At 45.7% G+C, this 26,000-nt stretch carries 24 protein-coding genes; 22 read left to right on the top strand and 2 right to left on the bottom strand.

What is annotated here, in order from left to right:
- Positions 1 to 7 precede the first annotated feature (7 nt).
- From gspJ to A10D4_RS02625, 6 genes are read left to right on the top strand one after another with little or no spacing between them, the layout of a single operon-like run.
- Positions 8 to 664: a type II secretion system minor pseudopilin GspJ gene (gene gspJ / locus A10D4_RS02650; protein ID WP_192811501.1), complete on the top strand. Its 657-nt coding sequence runs from the start codon at positions 8 to 10 to the stop codon at positions 662 to 664.
- A 25-nt stretch (positions 665 to 689) separates the two neighbouring features.
- Complete coding sequence (gene gspK / locus A10D4_RS02645) at positions 690 to 1,760, top strand: type II secretion system minor pseudopilin GspK (RefSeq protein ID WP_008487564.1); 1,071 nt, start codon at positions 690 to 692, stop codon at positions 1,758 to 1,760.
- Positions 1,761 to 1,762: 2 nt separating this feature from the next.
- A complete protein-coding gene (gene gspL / locus A10D4_RS02640; protein ID WP_008487563.1) occupies positions 1,763 to 2,965 on the top strand; it encodes a type II secretion system protein GspL in 1,203 nt (400 codons plus the stop codon).
- A 5-nt stretch (positions 2,966 to 2,970) separates the two neighbouring features.
- Positions 2,971 to 3,489 carry a type II secretion system protein GspM gene (gspM, locus tag A10D4_RS02635; protein WP_008487561.1) on the top strand — a complete coding sequence of 173 codons (519 nt, stop codon included), beginning with the start codon at positions 2,971 to 2,973 and terminating at the stop codon, positions 3,487 to 3,489.
- The gene (locus A10D4_RS02630; RefSeq protein WP_008487560.1) at positions 3,486 to 4,259 is read left to right on the top strand and encodes a type II secretion system protein N; all 774 of its coding nucleotides are present in this window, start codon (positions 3,486 to 3,488) and stop codon (positions 4,257 to 4,259) included. The genes gspM and A10D4_RS02630 overlap by 4 nt, the downstream gene beginning before the upstream one ends.
- A 49-nt stretch (positions 4,260 to 4,308) precedes the next feature.
- Entirely contained in the window at positions 4,309 to 5,154 is an 846-nt protein-coding gene (locus tag A10D4_RS02625; RefSeq protein WP_008487559.1) for a mechanosensitive ion channel domain-containing protein, read from the top strand.
- A gap of 82 nt (positions 5,155 to 5,236) precedes the next feature.
- Here A10D4_RS02625 and xseA read toward each other — a convergent pair whose 3' ends face one another.
- On the bottom strand, positions 5,237 to 6,562 hold the full coding sequence (xseA, locus tag A10D4_RS02620; RefSeq protein ID WP_008487558.1) for an exodeoxyribonuclease VII large subunit: 1,326 nt from the start codon (positions 6,560 to 6,562) through the stop codon (positions 5,237 to 5,239).
- Positions 6,563 to 6,707: 145 nt separating this feature from the next.
- Here xseA and guaB point away from each other — a divergent pair, with 145 nt between their 5' ends.
- From guaB to A10D4_RS02540, 16 genes are all read left to right on the top strand, one after another.
- On the top strand, positions 6,708 to 8,177 hold the full coding sequence (guaB, locus tag A10D4_RS02615; RefSeq protein ID WP_008487557.1) for an IMP dehydrogenase: 1,470 nt from the start codon (positions 6,708 to 6,710) through the stop codon (positions 8,175 to 8,177).
- Positions 8,178 to 8,207: 30 nt separating this feature from the next.
- Positions 8,208 to 9,785, top strand: a complete 1,578-nt coding sequence (guaA, locus tag A10D4_RS02610) for a glutamine-hydrolyzing GMP synthase (RefSeq protein ID WP_008487556.1) — start codon at positions 8,208 to 8,210, stop codon at positions 9,783 to 9,785.
- Between the two features lie 162 nt (positions 9,786 to 9,947).
- Positions 9,948 to 10,724 carry a class I SAM-dependent methyltransferase gene (locus A10D4_RS02605; RefSeq protein WP_008487555.1) on the top strand — a complete coding sequence of 259 codons (777 nt, stop codon included), beginning with the start codon at positions 9,948 to 9,950 and terminating at the stop codon, positions 10,722 to 10,724.
- A gap of 18 nt (positions 10,725 to 10,742) precedes the next feature.
- Positions 10,743 to 11,429 (top strand): DUF4336 domain-containing protein, encoded by a 687-nt coding sequence (locus A10D4_RS02600; protein WP_008487554.1) that lies wholly within the window; start codon positions 10,743 to 10,745, stop codon positions 11,427 to 11,429.
- Between the two features lie 71 nt (positions 11,430 to 11,500).
- Positions 11,501 to 12,151, top strand: a complete 651-nt coding sequence (locus A10D4_RS02595) for a NeuD/PglB/VioB family sugar acetyltransferase (protein WP_008487552.1) — start codon at positions 11,501 to 11,503, stop codon at positions 12,149 to 12,151.
- 341 nt (positions 12,152 to 12,492) lie between these two features.
- On the top strand, positions 12,493 to 13,455 hold the full coding sequence (locus A10D4_RS02590) for a Wzz/FepE/Etk N-terminal domain-containing protein (protein ID WP_008487551.1): 963 nt from the start codon (positions 12,493 to 12,495) through the stop codon (positions 13,453 to 13,455).
- Between the two features lie 101 nt (positions 13,456 to 13,556).
- On the top strand, positions 13,557 to 14,852 hold the full coding sequence (locus A10D4_RS02585; protein WP_008487549.1) for a lipopolysaccharide biosynthesis protein: 1,296 nt from the start codon (positions 13,557 to 13,559) through the stop codon (positions 14,850 to 14,852).
- A gap of 47 nt (positions 14,853 to 14,899) precedes the next feature.
- Positions 14,900 to 15,922 carry an ATP-grasp domain-containing protein gene (locus A10D4_RS02580; protein ID WP_008487547.1) on the top strand — a complete coding sequence of 341 codons (1,023 nt, stop codon included), beginning with the start codon at positions 14,900 to 14,902 and terminating at the stop codon, positions 15,920 to 15,922.
- Between the two features lie 25 nt (positions 15,923 to 15,947).
- On the top strand, positions 15,948 to 17,390 hold the full coding sequence (locus A10D4_RS02575) for an asparagine synthase-related protein (protein WP_008487546.1): 1,443 nt from the start codon (positions 15,948 to 15,950) through the stop codon (positions 17,388 to 17,390).
- Complete coding sequence (locus A10D4_RS02570) at positions 17,387 to 18,490, top strand: glycosyltransferase (protein WP_008487545.1); 1,104 nt, start codon at positions 17,387 to 17,389, stop codon at positions 18,488 to 18,490. Before A10D4_RS02575 ends, A10D4_RS02570 begins: the two co-directional genes overlap by 4 nt.
- A gap of 53 nt (positions 18,491 to 18,543) precedes the next feature.
- Entirely contained in the window at positions 18,544 to 19,593 is a 1,050-nt protein-coding gene (locus A10D4_RS02565; RefSeq protein WP_202801426.1) for an EpsG family protein, read from the top strand.
- 7 nt (positions 19,594 to 19,600) lie between these two features.
- On the top strand, positions 19,601 to 20,689 hold the full coding sequence (locus A10D4_RS02560; RefSeq protein ID WP_008487543.1) for a glycosyltransferase: 1,089 nt from the start codon (positions 19,601 to 19,603) through the stop codon (positions 20,687 to 20,689).
- Positions 20,686 to 21,951 (top strand): hypothetical protein, encoded by a 1,266-nt coding sequence (locus A10D4_RS02555; RefSeq protein ID WP_008487542.1) that lies wholly within the window; start codon positions 20,686 to 20,688, stop codon positions 21,949 to 21,951. Before A10D4_RS02560 ends, A10D4_RS02555 begins: the two co-directional genes overlap by 4 nt.
- Positions 21,948 to 22,757, top strand: coding sequence for a glycosyltransferase (locus tag A10D4_RS02550; RefSeq protein ID WP_008487541.1), 810 nt, complete (start codon positions 21,948 to 21,950; stop codon positions 22,755 to 22,757). The genes A10D4_RS02555 and A10D4_RS02550 overlap by 4 nt, the downstream gene beginning before the upstream one ends.
- Before the next feature lie 3 nt (positions 22,758 to 22,760).
- Entirely contained in the window at positions 22,761 to 23,765 is a 1,005-nt protein-coding gene (locus A10D4_RS02545) for an NAD-dependent epimerase (protein WP_008487540.1), read from the top strand.
- Between the two features lie 41 nt (positions 23,766 to 23,806).
- On the top strand, positions 23,807 to 24,466 hold the full coding sequence (locus A10D4_RS02540) for a YoaK family protein (RefSeq protein WP_008487539.1): 660 nt from the start codon (positions 23,807 to 23,809) through the stop codon (positions 24,464 to 24,466).
- Positions 24,467 to 24,492: 26 nt separating this feature from the next.
- Here the strand turns inward: A10D4_RS02540 and A10D4_RS02535 are convergent, their stop codons facing one another.
- A complete protein-coding gene (locus tag A10D4_RS02535; RefSeq protein WP_008487538.1) occupies positions 24,493 to 25,698 on the bottom strand; it encodes an endonuclease/exonuclease/phosphatase family protein in 1,206 nt (401 codons plus the stop codon).
- Positions 25,699 to 26,000: the final 302 nt, after the last annotated feature.

The raw sequence follows: 26,000 nt of genomic DNA, 5'->3' as shown, positions 1-26,000 counted from the left end.
GACCCATATGCGCAAACAGCGACAACAAGGTTTCACCTTGATCGAAGTGCTGGTGGTGATGATGATTTTTGCGATCATCGGTATCGCCAGCTATCAAGTGTTTTCGCAGATGGTCAGCGCCGACGAACAAACCCGCGAGCGGCAGGCTCAGTTACAAGATTTACAATATGTGATGTTGACACTTGAGCGTGATATTCGACAAATCGTTGCGCGTCCGTTAAACGCGCCTAACCCGGAGCAACGGCATCGCTATTTAACCGCCGACGCGCGCGCCTTAGACAGCGACAGCGGCGCTTTAGGTTTTGTTCGTAGTGGTTGGCAGAATCCCGGCATGCAGTTACCGCGCAGCGAATTACAACCGGTGATTTACCGCATACGTGAGAATAAGTTGCAGCGGCTTAGTTATCCCTATGTCGACGACGCTAATGATGAACCCGACATTCGGATATTACTGAGCGGCGTGACGGCGCTGCAGGTGCGGTTTTGGCTTAATGGTGAGTGGCTGCGTGAATGGCAGCGACCGGGCGCACTGCCGGATTTGATTGAAGTGACGCTAACGGTCGATGGCTTAGGCGATATCCGACGTTTAATGTTGGTCAACGGCGGTCAATTTGTGAGCGCCGATGATATTAACGGCAATAATGCGGATGGTACAGAACGATGATGCGTCACCTTGATGGTCGACAATAATGGTTAAACAGCGCGGCGTTGCATTGGTCATGGTATTGCTAGTGGTGGCGTTAGTCGCCAGCTTGGCGGTGACCATGTCTGGCCGTCTACAAAACCAAGTGCAGCGCACCATTAATTTGCAGCAAGCCGAGCAAAGTTACTGGTACTGGCAAAGCGCTGAGGCGTTGGTCAGGCAAGTGCTCTTGTATGAGCTAGATGATAGCGATGGGGTGGTTAACTTGGCGCAAAATTGGGCCAGCCAAACCGGCCCTTATCCGGTCGCTGGCGGTGAAATTGCCGGTGACATTAAAGACTTGCAAAGCTGCTTTAATGTTAACGCGTTGAATATCAGTGATGCCGATGTTCTGCAACAACGTAAAACGCAGTTCAAGCAATTACTGATTGCTTTAGAGTTTAATGATTATAACGCCGATGTGATGGTCGATAGTTTGGTCGATTGGCTCGATGCCGACGATGTATTAAGCGGCACTTATGGCGCCGAAACTCCCGATTATTTGGGTATGCCACACCCCTATCGAGCGGCTAATGGGAACTTGCAACACATCAGCGAGTTGCGGTTGGTGAGGGGCTATACCGCGACGGCATATAACCGCTTACGGCCCTACGTGTGTGCCATTCCCGGGCGTAACGAGTTAGCACTGAATGTTAACACCATTGATGCCGAGCAGCCGCAACTACTGGTCGCGATTAGCAGCGGCAATATGCCACTGTCAGCGGCACAAGCGTTTTTGCAGCAGCGACCCGACGCCGGTTACGACAGTATCGAACGCGTCATGCAACTACCGGCTTTTGTACAAGCGGCTAATGCCAGTAAAAATAACAAAACGGGTAGCAACAATAACCAGCGTCGAAATAGCGGCGGCAATGGCAGTAATAACAATAACGGCGGCGCTGATGGCGGCGCCGACGCGGGTCAGGGGGCCACTAACGGCCTGCCGATCACGGTCAGTAGCGAATATTTTGAGCTTACAGCGAGCGTACGGATTGCCGACTTGCAAACCCGTGCGACGTCAATTATACAGGTCAGAGATGGTAAGGCGTATACGCTCTACCGGGCCTTTGGAGATTAACTATGCAAGAGCAGCTGATCATTCGGCTACCAGAGCATGAGCAACAACCGATACATTGGTTTATTTGGTGTGCCGCCGATAACGATGTCATTGCCAGCGGTGAACTAGAAAATGCGGCTCAACTGAATCATTTACAGGGGCATGCCGAGCAGCGTGAAGTGAGCGTGTTTGTCGCAAGCCAAGCGATTTTGCTCAGCCGCGTTGAGCTGCCCATTGGCGGGCAACGACATTTAGCGCAGTTGGTGCCCTACGCGTTGGAAGAAGAGTTGGCAGCCGATATCGAACAACTGCATTTTGCATGGCCGCAAGGTCGTTTACCCAGCCCGTTACCGGTAGCGGTGGTTGAGCATCGTGTACTACAGCAATGGCGCGAGTGGTTGACACAAGCCGGTATTAGCGCGCAGCGCTTGTCACCCGATGTGTTCATGTTACCGCCGCCGGCGGCTGAGCAATGGCATGTGATGCAAGTCGGGCAAGATGTGATTGTGCGCAGTGGTCGCTGGCAAGGCTTTTGTATCGATAGCGATTTATTCCAAAATCTTGCTAGTAGCTTGGTTGCCGATCAGGCGCCACCGCAACAGATCGTGCATTATGGCGACATCGACTGGCCACAGCCACCGGCTCCTTTGCAAGCGGCGGATATTGAACTGCCGTTATCCGCTGCCGCTAAAGCGGGCGATGGCATTAACCTATTACAAGGCGAGTATCGTCCGCAACAGCAAAAGCGTCAGCGATTGTTACCCGTTAAAGCATTAGTCGCGTCGTTGTTAGTCGCGCTGAGCCTGGCATTAGCAACGCAAATCAGTGATTTATATCGCACACAAGCCTATGCCGACCAACTACAGGCTAAAATTGAACAAACTTATCGACAAACGTTTCCCGGCGATAGCCGCATTATTAATGTGCGCGTGCAAATGCAGCAAAAGTTAGCGCAGTTAGCCGGTGGCCCCAGTGCTGCCGGAGATCCGTTATTGTTGCTGAGTCAGTTACAACCGGCGTTTGCGGCGATTGATGGCGCACGTTTAGAAAGCCTACGTTTCGAAAAAGATGAACTGCGCTTGCAAGCTACCACCGAGAGCTTTCAACAGTTCGAACAGTTGCAGCAACTGGCACAGCAGGCTGGCTTAACCGTGAAAACGGGTCAACAAACCAATCGCAATGATCGCGTGATGGGTAATTTAACCGTCACCGCAGCAGGGAGCTAAGCCAAATGAGTCAGCTTTCGCAAAAACTGCAACAGCAACTACGACCACTGCAAGCCTACTGGCAGAAGTTAAACGCACGTGAGCGCTTACTATTAAAGTGCGGTGGTGTTTTTGTCCTAATCGGCGTGCTTTATTGGGTGATTTGGCAGCCGTTAGTGACGGCGACCGAGAGAGCTCAGCAGCAGCTTGATGGACGTTTACAAACCCTACAATGGGTACAGGAAAACAGTCAGCGCTACCGGCAATTAGCGGCACAATCTGGGCGTACTCAGCAAGTTTCAGGGTCGCTGCAGCAGCGCTTTAGCCATTCGGCTCGTGAACTGGATATTAATGTCAGCCGTATGCAACCCCAGGGTGAGCAATTACTGGTAGTGATTGACGAGTTAAGTTTTAATCAGTTACTGAACCTGTTGAATCAGTTACAGCGCGGTGCCGGGCTAGTGGTAGATAGCCTTGATGTGGTTGAATTAAACGCTCCCGGGCAGGTGAGGGTGCGCAAGTTAGTGCTGGAGTTGCCGGTATGAGTAGAGCGCGTATCGCGTTACTGACGCTGCTGGCGCTATTGACCTTTATGCTCGGTATACTGAGCTACATGCCTGCCACCGTCTTACAATGGTTGCCAACATCGGCGCAGATTCAGTATCGGGGCTTACAAGGTAGTATTTGGCAGGGTCGAGTGTTGCAACTGCAAACGCCGTGGTTGAACTTGCGCAACGTCAGTTGGCAGCTATCACCTTGGGCGTTATTAACAGGGCGTGCGGCATTGGATATCGAGGTGCCTGTCGACAACCCCGTCAGTGGCCAGCTCAGTGTCGCACTATCGCTGGGACAAGTGACGGTTGAGCAGGCCGACCTATCTGGCGATATCGCCATGGTAGCCGCTCAGTTGCCGCTGCGTTTACCATTGCCAGTGAGTGGTAGCTGGCATTTGCAGGTGAGTGAGTACCAACTTGAAGATTGGCGTAACGGTGCCGCGGTGTGTGATACGCTGAATGCACGTCTGCAAGGTGAGCAGTTGGCGTTGCAAGTAAACCAACAGTGGCAAAACTTAGGTAACTATCAGCTACAGTTAAGTTGCCGTGATGATCGCGCCTTACAACTCGAGATGGCGGACAACAATCCCTTAGGATTAACGGTGAGCGGTTTTATTAAACCACCACAAATTGCGTTGCAGGGACACTTGCAACCCACTAGCGATGTACCGACTGCTATCAGCGATTTGCTGCCCTATATTGGTAAACCTGACGCGCAGGGGCGTTATCGCTTTGATGTTAATTTTCGTATGACGCGCTAAAATAACGCATCATGTATTCGAATTCATAATGACGGAAAGAGGTAGGTAAATGGATAACGTGATTAATTGGATCAGCGATAACCAGACGTTGCTGGTCACCTATGCGGTGAAAATCGTCGTCGCGATTCTAATTCTGGTCATCGGTAAGTTTATTGCTAATGCGATTGCCAACATGATGTCCAAAGGTATGCGCCGCAAAGAAATGGATAATGCCGTCATTTCGTTTTTAAGCGGTATCATTAAAGCGTTGATTTTTATCGCCGCTATCTTGATGGCGTTAAGCCATGTGGGCGTTCAAACTACCTCGTTTATTGCCATTTTAGGTGCCGCCGGTTTGGCTGTCGGCTTGGCACTACAAGGGTCGTTATCCAATATCGCCTCGGGCGTACTGATCATCATGTTTCGACCGTTTCGTGCCGGCGAGTATGTTGAAGCCGGTGGTGTTGCAGGTACCGTTGATTCAATCAATGTGTTCCAGACGGTGATGAAAACACCTGACCGCAAAGTGGTATTTGTACCTAATTCACAGATCACCAGCCGTCCAATCACTAACTACAACCGTGAACCGTTGCGCCGTATCGATTTGGTCATAGGCGTGAGCTACTCGGCAAACTTGTCGAAAACCAAAGACGTGTTGATGCAGTGTCTGAAAGAAGACGAGCGTATTCTCGCTGAACCAGAGCCGGTGGTGACTGTCACCAATTTGAATGCGTCGTCGGTCGACTTTAACGTGCGGCCATGGGTTAAAGGTCCTGATTATTGGCCAGTGCGTTGGGATCTGCTGGAGAAAATTAAAAATGAACTGGATGCCAACGGTATCGGTATTCCGTTCCCACAAATGGATGTTCATTTGTTTAAGCAGGAACAAGAAGAAAAAGCTAAAGCCGATAAATAACAGGCTCACTTTTTAAACTCGCAAAAGCCCAGTATCTGCTGGGCTTTTTGTTGTTGGGGTGACAGCCGACTACTGCAACTGACTAAGATAGGCGATTAATGACCTTGAGTTCACCGTCGCTCAAGGTGACCGTTAGCGTTTGCTCGTTGCGAACCTGTTGCGCGGATCGTATTACCTGCTGCTGGTCGTCGCGCACGATGGCATAGCCGCGACTGAGTACATTTAACGGGCTGACTAAGTGTAGCGCTTGAGCTTGCCGCGCAAAGCGTTGCTGAGCATCACTCACACGCCGTTCAATGCGTTGGCTTAAACGCTGCTGTAATTCCTGCAACCGTTGTTGTTGCTGAAGCAAGTCACGCTGCGGGTGCAGGCGTTGTAAGCGCTGTTGTGTATAGCTCAGCTGCTGCTGCGCTTGTTGCTGTCGACGGCTTAGCGCTTGTGCTGCGCGTACCATCAGTTCATCGCAACGCTGCCCTTGTTGTTGCAGCTGGCGCTGCGGATCGCGCAGGCGTAAACGTTGCGTACATTGTTGTTGGCGTTGCTGCTGACGCCATAAATATTGCTGCATGGCTCGTTGTAGCCGTTGTCGTTGTTGCTGCAACTGGCGCAGTTCAACGGTCTGGTCGTAGCTCACCAGCTCGGCCGCCGCCGATGGTGTGGGCGAACGCACGTCGGCGACAAAGTCAGCGATGGTAAAATCCACCTCGTGACCGACCGCGCTGATCAGCGGCAGCGGACAATCAAAGATGTCGCGCGCTAAGGCTTCGTCGTTAAAACACCATAAATCTTCAAGTGAACCACCACCGCGGGTCAATAACAGCGCATCACACTCGTTGCGACGTATCGCCGTGGCAAGCGCCTGACGAATTTGCTGCGCGGCGTCGGCGCCTTGTACCGCGGTGGGATAAATGATCACCGCCAAGCCTGGGTCACGACGTTTTAACACCGCTAACACATCGCGAATGGCGGCGCCGGTCGGCGAAGTGATAACACCCAGGCGGCGGACTCGCTCGGGTAGCGGTTGTTTATGCTGTTGGTTAAATAGACCCTCGCCAGCCAATTTCAGTTTGAGTTGCTCAAACTGCTGCTGCAGCAGCCCTTGGCCGGCATCTTCAAGGTGCTCGGCGATCAGTTGATAATCGCCACGAGGCTCATACACGGTCAGTTTGGCACGTACTAAGACTTGCATACCGTTACCCGGCCGTAGCCGCACACGCTGATTACTGTTGCGAAACATCGCACACTTGATTTGCGCACGCTCGTCTTTCAGGGTGAAATACCAATGACCAGAACTCGGCGCGGCAAAGTTGGAGATTTCGCCAACTAGCCAAATACGACCAAAACCTTGCTCTAATAGCTGACGGACTTCGGCATTTAACCGCGAAACCGAAAAAATAGCGTCTTGCATACGCCTCGTGTCCTTACTGAAATGCACCGAAAAAGCGCGTAAATTAAAAAAACAGTTTACTGAAAAGCCTTAAACGAGTAAAATCTGCGCGCAACATAAATCCCGCTCAAGCAGCCGCTTGAGACCGCCGCTTGGAGATGTTGCCATGTTAAGAATTGCGCAAGAAGCCCTAACGTTTGACGACGTTCTATTAGTGCCTGGTCACTCGACCGTATTACCCCACACCGCCGATTTACGTACGCGTTTGACGCGTAAAATCGAACTCAACATTCCCATGGTCTCGGCAGCAATGGATACCGTTACTGAAGCCGCTTTAGCGATCGCGCTGGCGCAAGAGGGCGGTATCGGTTTTATTCATAAAAATATGACCGCTGCAGAACAAGCTGCACAAGTTCGTAAAGTTAAAAAATACGAAAGTGGCATGGTTTCTGACCCGGTTACGGTGACGCCTAAAACCACCATCGGTGAAATCAAAGCGCTGACTGCCGAACACGGTTTCCAAGGCTTTCCGGTCGTTCAAAATGGTGACGAGTTAGTTGGCATTGTTACCGGCCGCGACACCCGCTTTGAAGACGATGACAGCAAGCAAATCGGCGATATCATGACTCCTAAAGAGCGTTTAGTCACGGTCCACGAAAACGCTCAAAGCGAAGAAATTTTAGGCTTAATGCACAAGCACCGTATCGAAAAAATCTTAGTGGTCAACGATAGCTTCCATTTGCGTGGCATGATCACCTTAAAAGATTTTGAGAAAGCGGAAAACAAACCGAACGCGTGTAAAGATGAATTGGGTAGCCTGCGTGTGGGCGCCGCAGTTGGCGTGGGTGCGGGTACCGAAGAGCGCATTCAATTATTGGTTGAGGCAGGTGTTGATGTATTGCTCATCGACACCTCACACGGTCACTCTGAGGGCGTGTTAGAGCGTGTCCGTTGGGCCCGTCAGCAGTATCCTGATTTACAAATCATCGCCGGTAACGTAGCCACCGCCGAGGGTGCTAAAGCCCTAGCAGACGCCGGTGTCGATGCGGTTAAAGTGGGTATTGGTCCGGGCTCAATCTGTACCACTCGTATTGTAACCGGTTGTGGTGTGCCGCAAATTACTGCTATCGACAACGCCGTAGAAGGCTTGGCGGGCACCGATATTCCGGTGATTGCTGACGGCGGTATTCGCTTTTCTGGTGATATTGCTAAAGCCTTGGCTGCCGGAGCCGACTGCGTCATGGTTGGTAGCATGTTAGCGGGTACCGAAGAGTCTCCCGGTGAAGTCGAGCTTTATCAAGGTCGCTATTACAAATCATACCGTGGCATGGGCAGCTTGGGCGCGATGGATCAGCGCAATGGCTCTTCTGACCGTTACTTCCAAGCGAGTAATCAAGCCGAAAAGTTGGTGCCAGAGGGTATCGAAGGGCGGGTTGCTTATAAAGGCCCAATCTCTGCGATTATCCATCAACAAATGGGCGGCTTACGCTCGGCAATGGGCTTGACCGGTTCGGCCAACATTGAAATTTTGCGCACTAAAGCACAGTTTGTCCGTGTGACCTCGGCAGGTATGGGTGAATCACACGTACACGATGTGCAAATTACTAAAGAAGCACCGAATTACCGTTTGGGTTAAAGCCACCAGAAACTGGGAAATGTATTGCTAATGAGTAAAGACATCCATGATTATCGTATTTTGATCCTCGACTTCGGCTCGCAATATACGCAGCTGATTGCACGTCGTATCCGTGAAATCGGTGTGTATTGTGAACTTTGGGCCTGGGATGTCGACGAGCAGGATATTCGCGACTTTAATCCGAACGGCATCATTTTGTCTGGTGGCCCGGAAAGTGTCACCTTACCCAACTCGCCACGCGCGCCGGATTATGTATTTAATGCGGGGGTACCGGTACTGGGTATTTGTTACGGCATGCAAACCATGGCGCAACAACTCGGTGGCGCGGTTCAGGGCTCGACCGAGCGCGAGTTTGGTTATGCTCAGGTTGAGTTGGTGAAAACCTCTGAACTGTTTGCCAACATCGAAGACAGTATTGCCGACAACGGTAACCCACTGCTCGATGTGTGGATGAGTCACGGCGATAAAGTGGCGGAAATCCCGGCGGGCTTCACCACTATTGCTACCACCAGTTACTGCCCCTATGCTGGCATGGCCGACGAAGAGCGCCACTTTTATGGCGTGCAGTTCCACCCTGAAGTTACCCATACCCGTCAAGGTATGCGTATGTTGGAACACTTTGTGGTCAATATTTGTCAGTGCGAAAAGCAATGGACAGCTGCACAGATCATCGACGACGCAGTGGCTCGTATTCGCCAGCAAGTCGGTACCGATAAGGTCGTGCTGGGCTTATCCGGCGGCGTTGATTCATCGGTCACGGCGATGTTGTTGCACCGTGCTATTGGCGATCAGCTGACCTGTGTGTTTGTCGACAACGGCTTGTTGCGTTTGAACGAAGCCGAGCAGGTGATGGAGATGTTTGGCGACCACTTTGGTCTGAACATCATTCACGTGGATGCCGAGAATCGCTTTTTAGACGCATTGGCCGGTATCGACGAACCTGAACAGAAGCGTAAAACCATTGGTCGCGTCTTCATCGAGATTTTTGACGAACAAGCCGGTTTGATCAAAGACGTCTCTTGGTTAGCGCAGGGCACCATTTACCCAGACGTGATTGAGTCAGCCGGATCAAAAACCGGCAAAGCACACGTGATCAAATCGCACCATAACGTGGGTGGCCTGCCAGAAGATATGGCACTGGGTTTGGTCGAGCCGTTACGCGAACTGTTTAAAGATGAAGTGCGCAAAATCGGCTTAGAATTGGGCTTGCCGTATAACATGCTGTATCGCCATCCGTTCCCCGGGCCGGGTTTGGGTGTGCGCGTGTTAGGTGAAGTCAAAAAAGAATACTGCGACTTGCTACGTCGTGCCGATGCGATTTTCATCGAAGAGCTGCATAACGCCGATATGTATCACAAAGTCAGCCAAGCCTTTGCCGTCTTCCTGCCAGTGCGCTCGGTCGGTGTTATGGGCGACGCGCGCAAGTACGACTGGGTGGTGTCACTACGCGCCGTCGAAACCATCGACTTTATGACCGCGCATTGGGCACATTTGCCGTATGACCTACTCGGCAAAGTCTCCAACCGCATCATCAACGAAATCGATGGCATCTCGCGCGTAGTTTACGACATCTCCGGTAAACCGCCAGCGACTATTGAGTGGGAATGATAGCGATAGGTTATCGTTTAAAGAACTATCAGTATTCGACTAGCAAAAGCCCATGTTGTCATGGGCTTTTTTCGTTTATTTAGCCTTGCTAATTTAATGTGCGATGAGCTGAAAAGATTTTATAGAATAATAAAACAGAGTTAAAACAGGAAGCGACGCGAAATGGACTATTTAAAATTGAATAAAGAGGCGTGGAATCAACGAACTCATGTCCACCTTGATTCTGCTTTTTACGATGTTGCGTCATTCAGGAATGGTCGTTGTTCTTTGAATCCCGTTGAGTTAAGTCAAGTGGGTAATGTGGTCGGAAAATCGTTACTACATCTACAATGCCACTTTGGCCAAGATACCTTGTCTTGGGCGCGCTTAGGTGCCAAGGTTACCGGTGTCGATTTATCCTCTGATGCGATAGCTCAGGCTCGTACGTTGCAGCAGACTTTGGGATTAGAAGCCGAGTTTATCGAAGCCGACGTGATTCAGTTCGGCCGCGACAATACGCGCGAATTTGACCTGGTATATACCTCATATGGCGTGTTGTCATGGCTACCCAATTTGGGGGATTGGGCGCAAACTATCGTTAAATCACTAAAAGTTGGTGGAGAATTTCATCTGATCGAATTTCATCCAGTGACTGATTTACTTACTGGTTATGCCTACTTTCCCAGTGATGAACCCGCTGTGGAAGAGGAAGGTACCTATACTGAGAACTGTGATGGCACCACTGCGACGGTGGTGACTTGGTCGCATTCTTTGGGCGAGGTCATCAGCGCTCTGACAGAAGCAGGCTTAACCATTGAGACATTTGCTGAACATCCTTATAGTCCTTACAACTGTTTCGACGGTTTAACGGCTGTCGCGGACCAGGGCTATCAGCTTTTGCATAATGGTCAGCAAGTTCCGTTGCTTTACTCAATCAAAGCCCGAAAAACGGCTTCATAACATCACAGTTGGAGTGGGATGGAAAAGTTAGCTGAGAATATCTGGATTGTTAATGGTGACGCGGTGATGTTCTTGGGGTTACCTTTTACCACGCGAATGACCATTGTAAAGCTCTCAAATAACGACCTTTGGGTGCATAGCCCCATTAAGCTATCACCTGCACTGAAAACACAAGTTGAAGTGTTAGGGAATGTCAAATACTTGATCGCGCCGAATCATTTACATCATTTGTTCTTAACCGAGTGGATCGATGCTTATCCGCGTGCACAGGTGTATGGAACCGATGAAGTGATTAAAAAGCGTGGTGACATTACGTTTAAAGCGTCGCTGAATAGCCCGCGAAACGGGCCTTGGAGTGCAGATATTGAACAAGAGCTGTTTTCGGGTTCACCCTTGATGCAAGAGTGTGTATTTTACCATAAAAGTTCGGAGACATTGGTTGTCGCTGATCTAGTGGAAAACTTTTCTGGCGACGACTTTAATGCTTGGCAGCGGGTCGTTGCTAAGGGCGTCGGTATCTTAGCTCCTAATGGTAAAATGCCGATTGACTGGCGCTTAAGCTTTATTTTTGGCAAAGCGGATGCGTGTGTGCACTTTGAAAAGATAATGGCTTGGCAGCCAAAGACCTTAGTGATGGCTCACGGTGAGATTGTTAGCGACAACGTAAGTGAGTTTTTAGCTCGGTCATTCAAGTGGTTACAATAGAAGGTTTAGCAGCTATGCTAGCTCCAACAGGCTGGTATTTAGGCCGAGCCGCGAATGATTAAGGAGTGACTGTGCAACGACAAAAACTGGTGATTGTCGGCGCTGGTGGCCATGCTGTGAGCGTGGCTAACGTAGCTGATTCGGCGGGATATCAAGTCGTCGCGTTTAGCGATGAGCGACGGGTTGGTGAACGCCTCCTCGGGCTCCCAGTGTTATCCCAAGCTGATTGTTTAACACTGCATAGTCAAGCCTGTTACGTGGTAGCGATTGGCGACAACGCTGTACGTGAACGAGTCACTAGGGAATTGCTGCAGCGGTTATCATTAGAACAGTTTCCTGCGTTGGTACATCATTCCGCCGTGATTTCGTCGGCAGTGAGCTTGGCAGCCGGTACTGTAGTAATGCCGCAGGCTTGTATTGGGCCGCAATCTAGCCTAGGCCAATTCTGCATCGTTAATAGTCAGGCGTTACTTGATCACGATGGTGAAATGGCTGATTTTTCCTCGTTAGCGCCTGGCGTTAAGACTGGTGGTAAAGTGACAGTAGGGCGCTCGTCGGCGGTGGGCATTGGTGCGGTTATCAAGCACGGCGTCGAGATTGCCCATGATGTGGTGATCGGTGCGGCCAGTTATGTGCATCACGATGTTGTTGCAGAGGTGGTGTGCTACGGCTCGCCAGCTCGGGTGGTGCGGCCAAGACAGCATGGCGATGATTATCTTTAATTCGAAGTTCCTGTTGCGCGGATAACATATTAATACGCTGTTAGGTAAGGGCTATAGGATTCAAAAGCTGATTTTTGGTTGACCACAATGGATGCTAGGGTTATGCTCAGCCGCTTACTTATTGGGTGTGTGCTCGGTTTGGCGGTAGAGTGGCGACTGAAATGCCACTCATAATCGGTTTCTATCTATCGGTAAGTTATTCAAGCCAACATTATCGATCTAAAGCTATTTATCAGTTTTTCAACAAGCTATTGATAGATTTTACAACAAAAGCTTAACGATTGAGCCGCTTTCCATCCTCTTTGAAGTTAAAGAATATAAGCTTAGGATTCAATAAATCGATGAACGATGAGAAAAATCAAATATCTACGGCTTCTGAGCAATCCATAGCTATACCTGATAATGAGATAGATTTACGCGAGCTATTTTTCGTTTTATGGAACCGCAAATGGCTTATTATCGCGACCACTTTTATTTTCGCCGTTGCATCGGTCATCGTTGCGCTCAGTTTGCCCAACATCTATAAATCTGAAGTTTTATTAGCGCCCGCTGAATCAACGAATAATAATAGTCTTGCGAACATGGCTGGGCAGTTTGGTGGAATTGCTGGGTTAGTGGGCGTCAATTTTCAGAATAATGATGGCTCTCAAGCTGGGCTAGCAATGCAAGTGATTCAGTCACGTCAGTTCACGCAAATGTTTATTGAAAAACATGATTTATTAGTACCCGTGATGGCGGCAGAAGGCTGGGACTTATCCAGTAATAACTTAATTATCGATGAAGACGCCTACGATACGAGTAATGCTCGTTGGTTAAGAGCCCCTGACGGATTGCGTGGCGCCAAACCATCTGCTCAAGAGGCCTATGAAGTTTTTGTTGGTGAGTATCTTAACATTCAGCAAGATGAAGAAACCGGTTTATACAAGTTATCGATATCTTACTATTCACCATATTTGGCAGAAAAATGGGTGAGTTGGTTGGTGGAAGACATCAATGACGTGATGCGGGAACGTACTATAGCAGAAGCTACTAAAAACTTAGAATATCTAAATAATCAATTGGACAAAACTTCGGTAGCGGAAATGCAATCAACGTTTTACAAATTGATTGAAGAGCAGACAAAAAATTTAATGCTTGCCGAAGTGCAAGACGAATTCGTATTTAAAGTGGTCGACCCCGCAGTTGTACCAGAGTTAAAAAATAAACCCAATAGAGCTCTGATTTGTGTTCTTGGCACGTTTTTAGGCGGAATAGTTAGTTGCGTAATGGTTATATTAATTTCTGTATTTAGAAAAGAAAGCTGAGCTTTGTTGAATAGATTATAACTATATGTGGCAATATGCTTTTTCCTGATCATTGTCGCCGCCAATACTTAGACAGTTTGTAACGATGATTTAAAGATAAAATGTTTTTTTTTAAAAAAAATAAGAATCAGATAAATATAGAAACCTCTAACATATTTAGGGGTATGCTAACTTTAGCTAAAGGAAGTATTATTGCGCGACTTTTAGGTCTTGCGAGTATTCCGATATTAACGCGTTTATATTCTCCTGAAGATTACGGCGTTTTAGCTTTATACGCGTCATTTGTATTAGTTATGGCACCAATGCTGACATTCCGTTATGTGCAAGCGATTCCGCTACCTAAGACGGACCTTTTAGCATTTAACCTTTTGTCGCTGTGTGTCAGTTTTATTGTGGTGGGGTCGATAATTTTGTCTTTCCTTTTTTTCTTTTGGGGAGAGCTAATATTAAGTTGGTTCGATATGTTGGCATTGTTGCCTTGGTGGCCAATTATCGTTTTAGGTTCAATGGGGATTGCGTTGTACGAGTTATTCAGTTTATGGGCGACTCGAAAAAAACTATATAAAATTATCGCAAAGACTCAGATAACTCAATCTTTATTGGGTAATATTATAAAAATATTGCTTGGATTATTGGCGATTAAGCCTATGGGCTTATTAGTCGGTCAATTTGTCGCTCATAGCGGTGGAGTTGGAAGCTTTATTAAAGCTTCATTGCCTAGTTTTAGAGAGTTAAGACGAGGAGTAACGTTCAAACGCATGTGCTTTCTTGCTGCGTATTACAAACAATTTCCAACTTATCGTTTCCCATCGCAAGTGCTGATGTCGCTCTCTTTGCAAGCTCCTATATTGATGACGGCCGCTTTATATAATAAAGAAATTACCGGGCAATTGAGTCTGGCTATGCTATCACTAAGTTTGCCTATAACGCTTATTGGTTCAGCTATTGCGAAAGCTTATTACGGTGAAATTGCGGCAATCGGGAAAAGTGACTTAAGTAAAATAAAAGAAATCAGTCTAAACGTACAGAAAAAGCTTTTTTTTATTGGACTTCCGATAACTGTATTTATTATGCTTTTTGCTGAATTGTTATTTACATTTTTCTTTGGAAAAGAATGGCAGATAGCAGGCGAGATGGCGGCTATACTTGCACCTTTTATGCTTTTCCAGTTTACTTCTTCGCCACTTGTTGAAGTTATAAATGTTTTAGGAAAACAGTCTTATTTCCTGCTGTTTAGTGTTGTACGAATTTTCGGTCTTTTAAGTATTTATTTGACTTTTAATTATTATCAGATTTCAAATTACAAAAGCTTGATTCTCTCTCTTAGTCTCTACCTTTCATTATTTTATTTTATGATGACGATTTTTATAGTTTTAAAAGTATTAAGGAATAGGTGAGCTATTTTCTATGGAATTAAGTTACTGGTTCAGTCTGCGGAGATGTCATGCTAGCAATTCACTCTCGTAAAAATAGCTTTAGCGACAAATGGATCGAATTCTGTGAAAAGTATGACATTCAGTACAAGCTTGTAGATTGTTATTCTAGCGATCTAATTCAGCAATTGAACGACTGCTGTGGCTTGATGTGGCACTGGGGTCATCACGACCATAAGGCTGTGCTATTTGCTCGACAGCTTAGCCTGTCATTGCGAGCTATCGGTAAGGATATGTTTCCTAGTGTTGATACTGCTTGGCATTTTGACGATAAAGTTGGCCAAAAATATTTGTTAGAAGCTTTAGCTTCACCAATGATTCCATCGTATGTTTTTTATGATAAATCAAAAGCTATTAATTGGGCTAGGAACACTTCCTATCCAAAAGTTTTTAAGCTTCGTGGCGGTGCTGGATCAGAGAATGTTCGTATAGCGAAGACGGAAAAAGATGCCTTAAATTTTATTAATAGATCTTTCGGCCGAGGTTATAAAGTTAAGAATAGAAGAAATTTTCTTAAAGAAAGAATCTGGCGTTTTAAGAGAGACCGTTCGCTATCGAGTTTCCTTAATATTAGTAAAGGTATCGCTAGACTTTTTATACCTAAAGTCGCCGAACGAGAATTTCCTGCTGAAAGAAATTATGCTTACTTCCAAGATTTTATTCCGAAAAACGACCACGATATTCGAGTTATTGTAATAGGAAACCGAGCTTTCGCCATTAAAAGAATGGTTAGGGAGGGAGATTTTCGAGCTTCGGGCAGTGGCATAATTATTTATGACAAAGCAGCTATACCCGAGGAATGCCTCAAGATCGCATTCTCGGTATCTAAAAAAATGGCTTCGCAATGTACTGCCTTCGATTTTGTTTTTCGCGATGGAGAGCCATTAATTGTAGAAGTCAGCTACTCTTTTTCTGCTCGAGCATACTCAGATTGTCCTGGCTATTGGAATGAGAAGCTGGAATGGATAGATGGGCAGTTCTATCCGGAGTTTTTTATGGTTGAAGACTTTATTAAAAACCTTAACTTGATGTAATGAGTAAATTGAGAGTAGCGCAATTATGTCTTTTTCACACTTAGGTTCACGCTCCTTTTATAGATCTATTCAGCCAGAAATTGATGGTGTCCGGCCAAAATTAGCACACTTTAACATCAAGAATGCGAAAATTGATCCTGTAGCGGTTCTAGGTGTATTGATGAAAAATTATGCTTTCGCTAATCGAACTATGGTTAGCGGTATTGAGCGCACGCCTTGGATGGCTGATCCAAATAATATTGATAGCCGGATCGCTCTACCCGCGCACGGTCATCAAAGATTATCGACTGATGAAATAGCGATAAAGTTTAAAAAACGTTTAGAAAATGAAGCGTTAGCCTTTGTCAAAGGCAAAAACATTATTGGTATTTTACTATCTGGTGGTATGGATAGTCGGATAGTGGCGGGTATTATTAAAGAACTTCAACGATCAGAAAAGTATGTTGGAGACGTTGTTGCGCTAACTTGGGGATTAGAAGAGTCGCGGGACGTCATTTATGCAAAACGTATAGCAAAGCAGTTTGGATGGCCCATTGAACATTTTTTCTTATCGCCGGAGCTGTTAGAAAGAAACATTTTTCTAGCAGCCGATAGAGGTGCTGAGTATTCACCCGTGCATCTTCACGCAATGTCTGAGATCGGTAAGCTAACTGGACTCGATGGTGTTCTGGCCGGTAGTTATGGAGATAGTATTGGACGCGGGGAATACTCTGGTAGGAAAATTGATGGGCTACCGGATATATTAGATAAGAATTTGAACCAATTCGCATTCATGCGATGTCATGCCGAAAAATTAGCTTTTGAAAAGATCAAAGCTGACTTAGCTGAGGAACGTTTAAGATTCCCGGGAAGAACCGAAGTTTCTTACCGAGAAATGGAGATGCAGCTTCACTATATGCGTAGGCAGTTGAATGCTTGTATGGAAGTGATTGACGACGAAATCCCGTTGTATCAGATGTTTGGTGACCCTGAAGTATTTGGATTCATGTGGTCTTTAGATCCTAGTTGTCGAACCGATGATAATTATGAAGCGTTGTTAGCGTTATTGCCTGGGGACTTGCTTTCTATCCCTTGGGCACGTACAGGTAAACGTTACAATCAACCTACTACTAAGGTCCAAGATGATTTTCTAAGTAGAAATAACAATTACGGACGTTGGTTGAGAACTGATTTACGCAGAATGATTGTTGATGAAATCAGCTGTGGCGCACTGCAAGAACTCGGTATATTTAATAATAACTCTCTTGAAATGTGGTGTAAGCGATGGCCTAAATCGAGGACTCCGAAAGCTGACCGTTTAGATGAAAAAATGGCATGGTTAGCGTCTCTTTCAATTTTTGTGAAGAAAAATCAGATCAAGGGTTTTGATAAGAGATATAATCATGGTATAGCTGATGAAATCAACAGATTTAAGGCGTTATCATATTTTCAGATTTATCATTTATTTAAGAGGCTGTTAAAGCGATGAATAAAAAAGTCACTTTTATCATCGGTAATTTACGCGGAGGAGGAGCTGAAAAGGTATGCGTTACTTTAGCGAATATGTTGGTTAAGCAAGGTTATCAGATCGATTTAGTAGCTCTGAACCTCAATGGTGCAGTGCGCGATAAAGAATTATCGTCAGCGGTAAATTTAATCGATTTAAACGTAAAGCATGCCCGCTACTCAATTTTTAGCATTTGGCGTTATATCCGAACTAACAGACCAAGTCAGATTTTGTCTTTCAATCGACAAATATCTGTAGTTTTAGCAATTTTGAAGAAATTAACTACTTCACAATTTAGACTAATATCAAGAAATATTATATTTCTCTCTATTGCGGAATCAAATAAAAAAGGGCTTTGGCATGGAGTTATAGCTAAATTCCTTATAAAAAAATTCTATTCATCTTCTGATGCAATTATAGCTCAGTCTTCAGCAATGAAGGAAGACTTACTTTCTTACTTAGGCATTCCTTCGGAAAAGGTCATAGTTATTAATAACCCCGTTTCCGAATCAGTCAGTAGCTACGCTAATAAAAATAGCTTGAATGTTCATAAAGGTGGTTATCTACTGTGTGTTGGTCGTCTGGAAGAACAAAAAGCTTTCCATTACGCCCTTAAGGGGTTTTCAGCAATTATATCTGAATTTCCGGAATTAAGATTAAAAATAGTTGGACAAGGTAGTTTGGAAAAGAGTTTAAAGAAGTGTGCCAACGAACTAGGTATAGCAGAGCGTGTGGATTTCGAGGGATTCCAAGAGGAAATGATACCTTACTATTTATCCGCTAATTTAACGGTATTGACCTCGCTTTTCGAGGGCTTCCCGAATGTGCTAGTAGAGTCTACCGCTTTAGGTACTCCGGTCGTTGCGTTTGACTGCCCTAGTGGGCCGAGTGAGATTATTATAGAAGGAAAAAACGGTTACTTAGCACCATACTTGGACGTAGACGTTTTGGCGGATAAACTCCGTTTAGCGTTGAGCCACCAATGGGATTCTGCTGACGTTGCCAGTACGGCAAAACGTTACTCTAGTGAAGCAATTTTGAAGTCTTACCATGCGTTATTTAACGACCAACGACCTAACTAAGTTCATCTTTAGCTAAACTTATGCTGATATATCTTTTGCCGATGGCTCTTACCATGCTTGCTTCTGTGCTAACCGCTAACAGAAGAACGAAGCTTATGGAGCTGGCTCCCGCTTTTTATTGGTTGTTGGTGCTGTTTGTGGGCCTAAGATATGCGTCTATCGATTATTTTAATTATCAAGTTATTTTTAACTATGTTGATGACTTTTCAAGATTAAGTTTTCCCAACTATATCCCTTTGTCTGGTGAAAAGCCGGTAGAAAGTTTTTATTCTTTTTTAATCCTGTTGGTCAAATCGTTAGGCGGTAATTTTGAAGTTTTCATTTTTTTTATTGCAGCAATATCCATTGCGATAAAGTTTTACGCTTTTAAGAAAATGTCGAACTTTTTTTATCTTTCTCTGCTGCTATATGTCGCGATGTGGATGCGAGCTGATTTAGGACAGATCCGGAATGGTTTATCGTCGGCGTTAGCCTTGTTGAGTGTGTATTATTTGTACCAGCACAGGCATTGGGCTTATAGTACTGCAGCGGTTTCTGGATTGTTAGTGCATATCGCCGCGGCATTATCTTTTCTTATTTATTTTTTTAAAAAATTTGCCAACCCGATAATGATGTCTTTTGTGTTGTTTATATCTTTTCTACTTGCCGCGGCAGGTGGCTTTGGTATGAAGATTATTATTTATTTTTCTGAGATCATGGGGATGGGCGAGGAGTTTAGACTTATTAGGTATATGGATTCTAAGTTCGCTGAGGCGTATTCTATTTTTGGAGGGACAGCACTCATCCATCTTGCCGTAGCTATGCCCGCTATTATTTTCTACAAAAGGCTAGTAGATAAGAACGCTTATAATTCAATTTTAATACCTGTTTATATATATGGTCTATCGATGATGTTCTTTTTCATTGATTACGGCATTATGTTTGCGAGAATAAAAGATTTGTTCTGCACGCCAGCCTTAACCATCATTTTACCCTCGATGGTTTTAATTTTTTCAAAAAGTTCGCGGCCATTAATTTATCTTTGTGTCATCGGGTTTGCGATTCTAATGTTTGTGACGACGGTTCAAAATGCAGAACCTTATCAAACAATAATTTTTAATTAGGTAAAATATGAAAGTACTGTTCATTGTTAGTACATTGAAGGCTACCGGGCCGACTACTCAGCTCTACAATTTAATTTCAAACCTTGATAGAAGCCGGTTTGAGCCATGCGTGTTGACGCTATCACCTGAGCCCGCAGATAGTCGATGGAAAGCATTTGCAGCTTTAGAGGTAGAGCTATTATCCCTTAACCTATCTCGAATTCAGGGAATATGGAAAGCAAAGCATGGCTTGCGGAAGGTCATTGATGTGCTAGCTCCAGACATCATCCACACTCAAGGCATCAGAGCTGATGGCTTGATGAGTAGGAGTAAGTCAGGGATTCCTTGGGTCATGACCGCTAGAAATTTTCCGCCTGCAGACTATCCAACTAAATTTGGTAAGGTCAAAGGTGGCATGATGGTTAAACAGCACTTTTCCATTATGAAGCGCTGCAAGCACTTAGTGACTTGCTCTGAAACAATTCAGAAACAGTTTGCCGATGTAGGTATTAGTGGTCAGGCTATTCAGAACGGTGTGAACTTGTCGGCAACTACTGGTGCGGATGGCTCAGTCCTTAAAGAGTACGCAAAGCCTATTTATGTATCGGTGGGTAGCTTAATACCCAGAAAGAATATGTCTTTTATTATTAAAGCGTTTTCTTCTTTGCCTGAAAAACAACGAGGCAGCTTGGTCATACTTGGTGATGGACCGCAGAAAGAGCAGCTAGAATCGCTAAGGGTTAAGGGAGTAATACTGCCTGGGAATGTATCTAACGTTGCCGATTATTTGGCTGGAGCTGACTATTTTGTCTCTGCGTCGCTTTCGGAAGGTTTACCGAATACTGTGTTAGAAGCTTTAGCATCGGGCCTTCCGGCTATTTTATCTAATATCCAGTCACATCAAGAAATTGCTGACGTGGCAAGTCGTGCGTGTAAACTATTCAGTCTATCCGAAGGAACGACTGCGCTACAAAGGGCTATGCTTGAAGCGCCCCGTGATTTTGATGACGAATCTCGAGAGGACGCTAAGAATTCGGCATATGACAACTTTTCTGCTCAAAAAATGTCCATGCACTATCAAGATCTTTATAACAGTATCGTCGTGGGGGAAAAGTGAGTAGTAGCTTTAGTGGTTTCGAACGTAGTTTAGCAAAGTTGCTGGCAAGGTTTCCTGCATTAAAAAGACTGGCAAAAGTAGCTTACTCTCGTCTTATGTTTTTGAAAAACAAAAAAAACTATACAGTCCAAGCGGTCGGTAAATTGACTTCCTATTCTGTGCAACAGAATGGCAGTTTTTTTGGCTATTATGATAAGTCCCCAGAAAACAGCAAAGGCTTAGTGCTATCCCATATCACAGGGCGATCTACCACGAAGCTACCGTCAGCATCAGACTCAATTGATTTGGTTGTTTTTGATGGAAATAATCAGCTTATTGTGTCCCTTCCGGTTAACGCTTATAACTGGCAACAAGGATGCAGAGCACAGTGGTTAGATGACGACATCTTTATTTTTAACGATTTTGACGCGAAGCTTCAAGGCTACGTCGCTCGAGCTTATTCACTCGAAGCTAAAGATGAGGTTAGAAGGTTTGAGTATCCGGTGCAAGATGCTTTTCGGAAAGATTATTTCATCTCCTTAAATTACGAACGGTTAATGCAGCTTAGACCTGACTATGGTTATCGTAATCACTTACAGACAAGAGAGAGCCCCTTACCAAGTCTTGAGCAGGACGGTTTGTGGAAAGTAGACTTTCATTCTGGCAAGTCCCGGCTTCTTGTTTCGCTAGCTGATGCCTGCCAAATTAAGCCTGTGGATGAATTTAACGGAGCCGTTCACAAGTTTAATCATGTGATGATCTCCCCCTCCGGAGAACAGTTTATTGTCATGCACCGCTACCTCATCGGAAAGCGGCGAATTGATCGATTACTGCTGGCGGATGCCAATACCGGTGAACTGTCGTTATTAAGTGATTACGGCATGGTTAGTCATTGCTTCTGGGCTGACACATCGACCATTCTAGGGTACATGAGAGGTCCGGGGAATAAAGATGGGTATTGGTTGATTGACGTCGAAAGCGCTGAATTTACACCGTTTAAGCACGATGTCTTGAGTGCTTTCGGTGACGGTCATCCTCATGTAGCCGGTGATTGGTTTGTTACCGACACATATCCTGATAAAGCGCGTATGCAACACTTAATGTTATGTAACTGGAGGTCCGGAGAAGTCAGGCATCTAGGTGAATTCTTTCACGGTTTTGAATACGCTGGTGAGACGCGCTGTGATTTACATCCGAGGTTATCTGTAGATGGTAAGGCGGTTTTTTTTGATTCTGTTTATACAGGACAGAGACAGCTTTATAAATTGGAGCTGCCAGAATGAGCCTTTCTGTATTGATATCTGTCTACGCAGGGGAGCGGCCTGGTTATCTGAAAGATGCGTTATATAGCATTTGGGAGAATCAGACATATAAGCCGGCTCAAATCGTTTTGGTCAAAGATGGGCCGATTAATGCGGAGCTAGAAAGTGAAATAGAACGATATCAGTTTAAGCTGGGAGAGATCTTAACGGTTGTTGGATTGGAAGAGAATGTTGGCTTAGGTAAGGCTCTGAATGTTGGCTTGGAATACTGTCGACATGAATTAGTCGCACGTATGGATACTGATGATGTTTCTCTTCCTAATCGATTTGAAAAGCAAATCAAGTTTATGAATGATAATCCAGATATTAGTGCATCAAGTGCTAGTATTGATGAGTGGGATGAAGAGTTTGTTACTAAAATTAATAAGCGTTCTTTGCCGTTAGAGCCAGAGTCGGTGGCGGCGTTTGCAATACGGCGTAGTCCTCTCAGTCATCCAGTGGTTATTTTTCGTAAGAGTGTAATTGAATCGGTTGGTGGCTATCCTGAACTGAGGAAAGCTCAAGATTATGCCTTGTGGAGCCTATTAATTACGAAAGGGCATAGATTAGCAAACTTACCCGATACGTTGTTGAATATGCGTTCAGGAAATGGCCTTTTCGCAAGAAGAGGATTTCGCTATTTTCAACAAGAAATGAAACTTTTAAGCTACCAGAGAAAAATCGGATTTTTAACAAATAAAAACTATGTTTTTAATGCAGTTATTAAGTTTTTTTTGAGATTATCTCCTAACTTTATTAAAAACTGGGCATACAAGCTTGCAAGGTGATCTATGAAGTATTTAGTGACGGGTGTTTCAGGTTTTATTGGGAGTAAGGTTGCGGAAGGCCTCTTAAACGATGGTCATGAAGTTGTTGGTATAGATAATAATAATGATTATTACGATGTTGACCTGAAACTAGCTCGTTTAGAACGAATTAAACATGATAATTTCTCTTTCCAGTTATTAGATTTAGCCGACCGAAAAGGAATTGAAGGTTTATTTAGAAAGCATGAGTTTCAAAGAGTTATTCATTTAGGAGCGCAGGCTGGCGTTCGTTATTCTATCGAAAAACCCCATGCGTATGCTGATTCCAATTTAGTTGGGCATCTTAACATTTTAGAAGGTTGCCGACATTCGAAGGTAGGACATCTGGTTTACGCTTCTTCGAGCTCTGTTTATGGATTAAATGCGAAAGTCCCATTTTCTACCAGCGATTCAGTCGACCATCCCGTTTCACTGTACGCTGCTACGAAGAAATCTAATGAAGTAATGGCTCACTCGTACGCTCACCTTTATGGTATTCCAACAACCGGTCTGCGGTTCTTCACGGTTTACGGACCATGGGGACGGCCAGACATGGCGCCTTTTATTTTTACTCGGAAAATCCTTAATGGTGAAATCATTGATATCAATAATCATGGTGATATGTGGAGAGATTTCACTTATATTGATGACATCGTCGAGGGGGTTTTGCGTAGTGCTGATGTCGTACCTCAAGTAAATGAGAACTGGCGCGTTGAGTCAGGTTCTCCTGCAAGTAGTTCTGCACCATACGCGGTGTACAATATAGGACACGGTAGTCCCATCAATTTAATGGATTTTATTGCTGCGATTGAGAATGAGCTTGGCGTTACGGCTAAGAAAAACTTCAGGGCGATGCAACCTGGAGACGTTTACCGAACATATGCCGATACTGAAGATCTTTTTGAGGCGACAGGGTATAAGCCTCAAGTGGGTGTTAAGGAGGGGGTAGCCAAGTTTATCGCTTGGTATAGAGAGTTTTACAATCAGTAAATCGAGGGGGACGTTGAAAAGAATGGTGTCAGATATCGATAATGATTAACCGCCTACCAGCCTGGGTCGAATACGGCGCGTTCTTACTGGCGCTATTGGCGGGCACCGTTAATGCGGTGGGCTTATTGGGTTTCCAACACCAATCGGTATCGCACCTGTCGGGTACCGCAACTTTATTAGGCTCCGAGTTGCTCAGCGGTAGCAGCGCTAGCTGGCATTTAGTGGGGGTGTTAGTCAGCTTTCTGCTGGGTGCATGCCTGTCAGGTATGATTATCCCGCAAGGGCGTTTACGTTTAGGCCGCCATTACGAAGTGCTATTACTGCTTGAAGCGCTGTTACTTGGGCTGGCGTGCTATTTGCTACAACAGGGCTACATTGCGGGGCACTACTTGGCTTCTGCTGCCTGTGGCCTACAAAATGCGTTTGCCACCACCTACAGCGGTGCTATCGTGCGTACCACTCATGTCACCGGCATTTTTACCGATTTAGGCATTATGTTGGGCGCTGCCATACGTGGCGAGACCTTTGATAAACGCAAAGCCTTGCTGTTTGTGTTGATTATTTTCGGGTTTATTGGCGGTGGTGTATTGGGCGCAAGTTTGTTTCCGCTCTACGGCTTTCAGACCTTGCTATTCCCTGCTGGGCTATGCGTCTTGCTGGCGATACTTTATCATCAAGTGCTCATACGGCAGCCGCGCTAATTGCGCGACCGCCAATTGCATGGCAATTAGTTAACTTTCAAATCAACCCAAACCAAGCGATGGTCAGATGTCGCTTCGCGTTTTTGCACCAATTCATATAACGGCTCGTCTTTGGTTGGCCAGAAAATGCCGCTGTTAACGATGGTTAACCCGAATTGTGAAGGCAGTACGTAATCGGCACGCTTGCGCCAGCTCGCGGTGTGAGTGTTTGCTTGCGGATTATCCGGTGTGTGTTCTGCACCGCCTTTACTGGTAGGGGCCATGTCACCCTGAATTAGAGGGTGATTGAGTAGCTGTAAAATGGCGCCGTCGACATTGTCGTTGCTCTCAACCGAGGCGTTTTGATCACCCATAATGACAAAGCGAGTCTCTGAGGCTAAGCCACCTTTAACGCCGTTGTCGTCGATCAAATAGTCGGCATCGTTAACGTAGTCGGCCCAAAGGCGAATTTCGTCGTGGTTACGCTTACCATTGCGATTCTCCTCACCGTCAAAAACAGGCGGTGTGGGGTGACTCACTAATGCATGAATAATCTGTTCGCCGACTCGAATCGGCACGTCCCAATGACTCTTAGAGCTTAACGGAAACTGCGCCATCGCTTGCTTACTGTACCAAGGTTCATCGCTACCCGGCACGGTCACTTGCAAAGCATTAGGCATATCCTGCCATTTAAAATGCTGGAAGGTGCGCACTTGTTCGGTAAGGATGGGATAGCGTGACAGCAACACCATGCCATACTGTCCCGGATATAGACCAAAGCCCCAAGCGTCGGCACCAAAACGCTCTTTTTTACCGTTACGGTCAAGGTCGAAAGGTGAAGGTTGGCCGGTATTCACCGGGGCAATATAGACGTAAGGGTAATCGATGGCCTTAACATCGTCAGCTTGCGCCACCGCTAGATACTGTTTGCGGAAAACATCGACGCCTTTAGCCGCATCAATATAATCAAACTCGTTCAGTAAAATGACGTCCGGGCGCACGCGTTGAATCACATGTGCAATGTTTTTAATTTGCTGAGTCTGCTCTGCTAAGGCAGACGCTAAGGCCTTGGCACCTTGTTTGGGAATATCCTCAAAGGCCAAATAATTACTCGCGTCCATACTCACATTGTAAGTGGCAAAACGCACTTGTTGTGGGCTTTGGGCATGGACGCTGGTGATCATAGTCAAACTCAAACTCAGTAAAAGCAGACGCCAGTATTGGCGACTGCGATAAATTGCAGATGTTAGCATGAGGGTATCCTACACGGTGTTACGGTGTTTTTGACAGCAACGAAACATATAGTTTAGTGCCTCCTGAGGCAAGTCGGTTTTGATGAATAGTTAAAGACATCGTTGTAGCGTCTACTTGGCATGAACGCGGTGATTTGCTAAAACGTAAGCTCAGTATCAGTAAAAAACAACAACGTCATAACAACCTGAACAAGAGAACTTCATGAATTTAACCGCTATCATCATCGTCGGTATCGTCACCGGCGGTATTGTACAGATCATCAAAACGGTACGCAGAAATCACGACCAACAAGGCAATGCTC

The sequence above is a fragment of the Idiomarina xiamenensis 10-D-4 genome (genome assembly GCF_000299895.1).
GTDB classification, from domain to species: Bacteria; Pseudomonadota; Gammaproteobacteria; order Enterobacterales; family Alteromonadaceae; genus Idiomarina; species Idiomarina xiamenensis.
The sequence above is the reverse complement of the archived record's forward strand: the minus strand, read 5'-3'. Positions and strand labels throughout refer to the sequence as shown.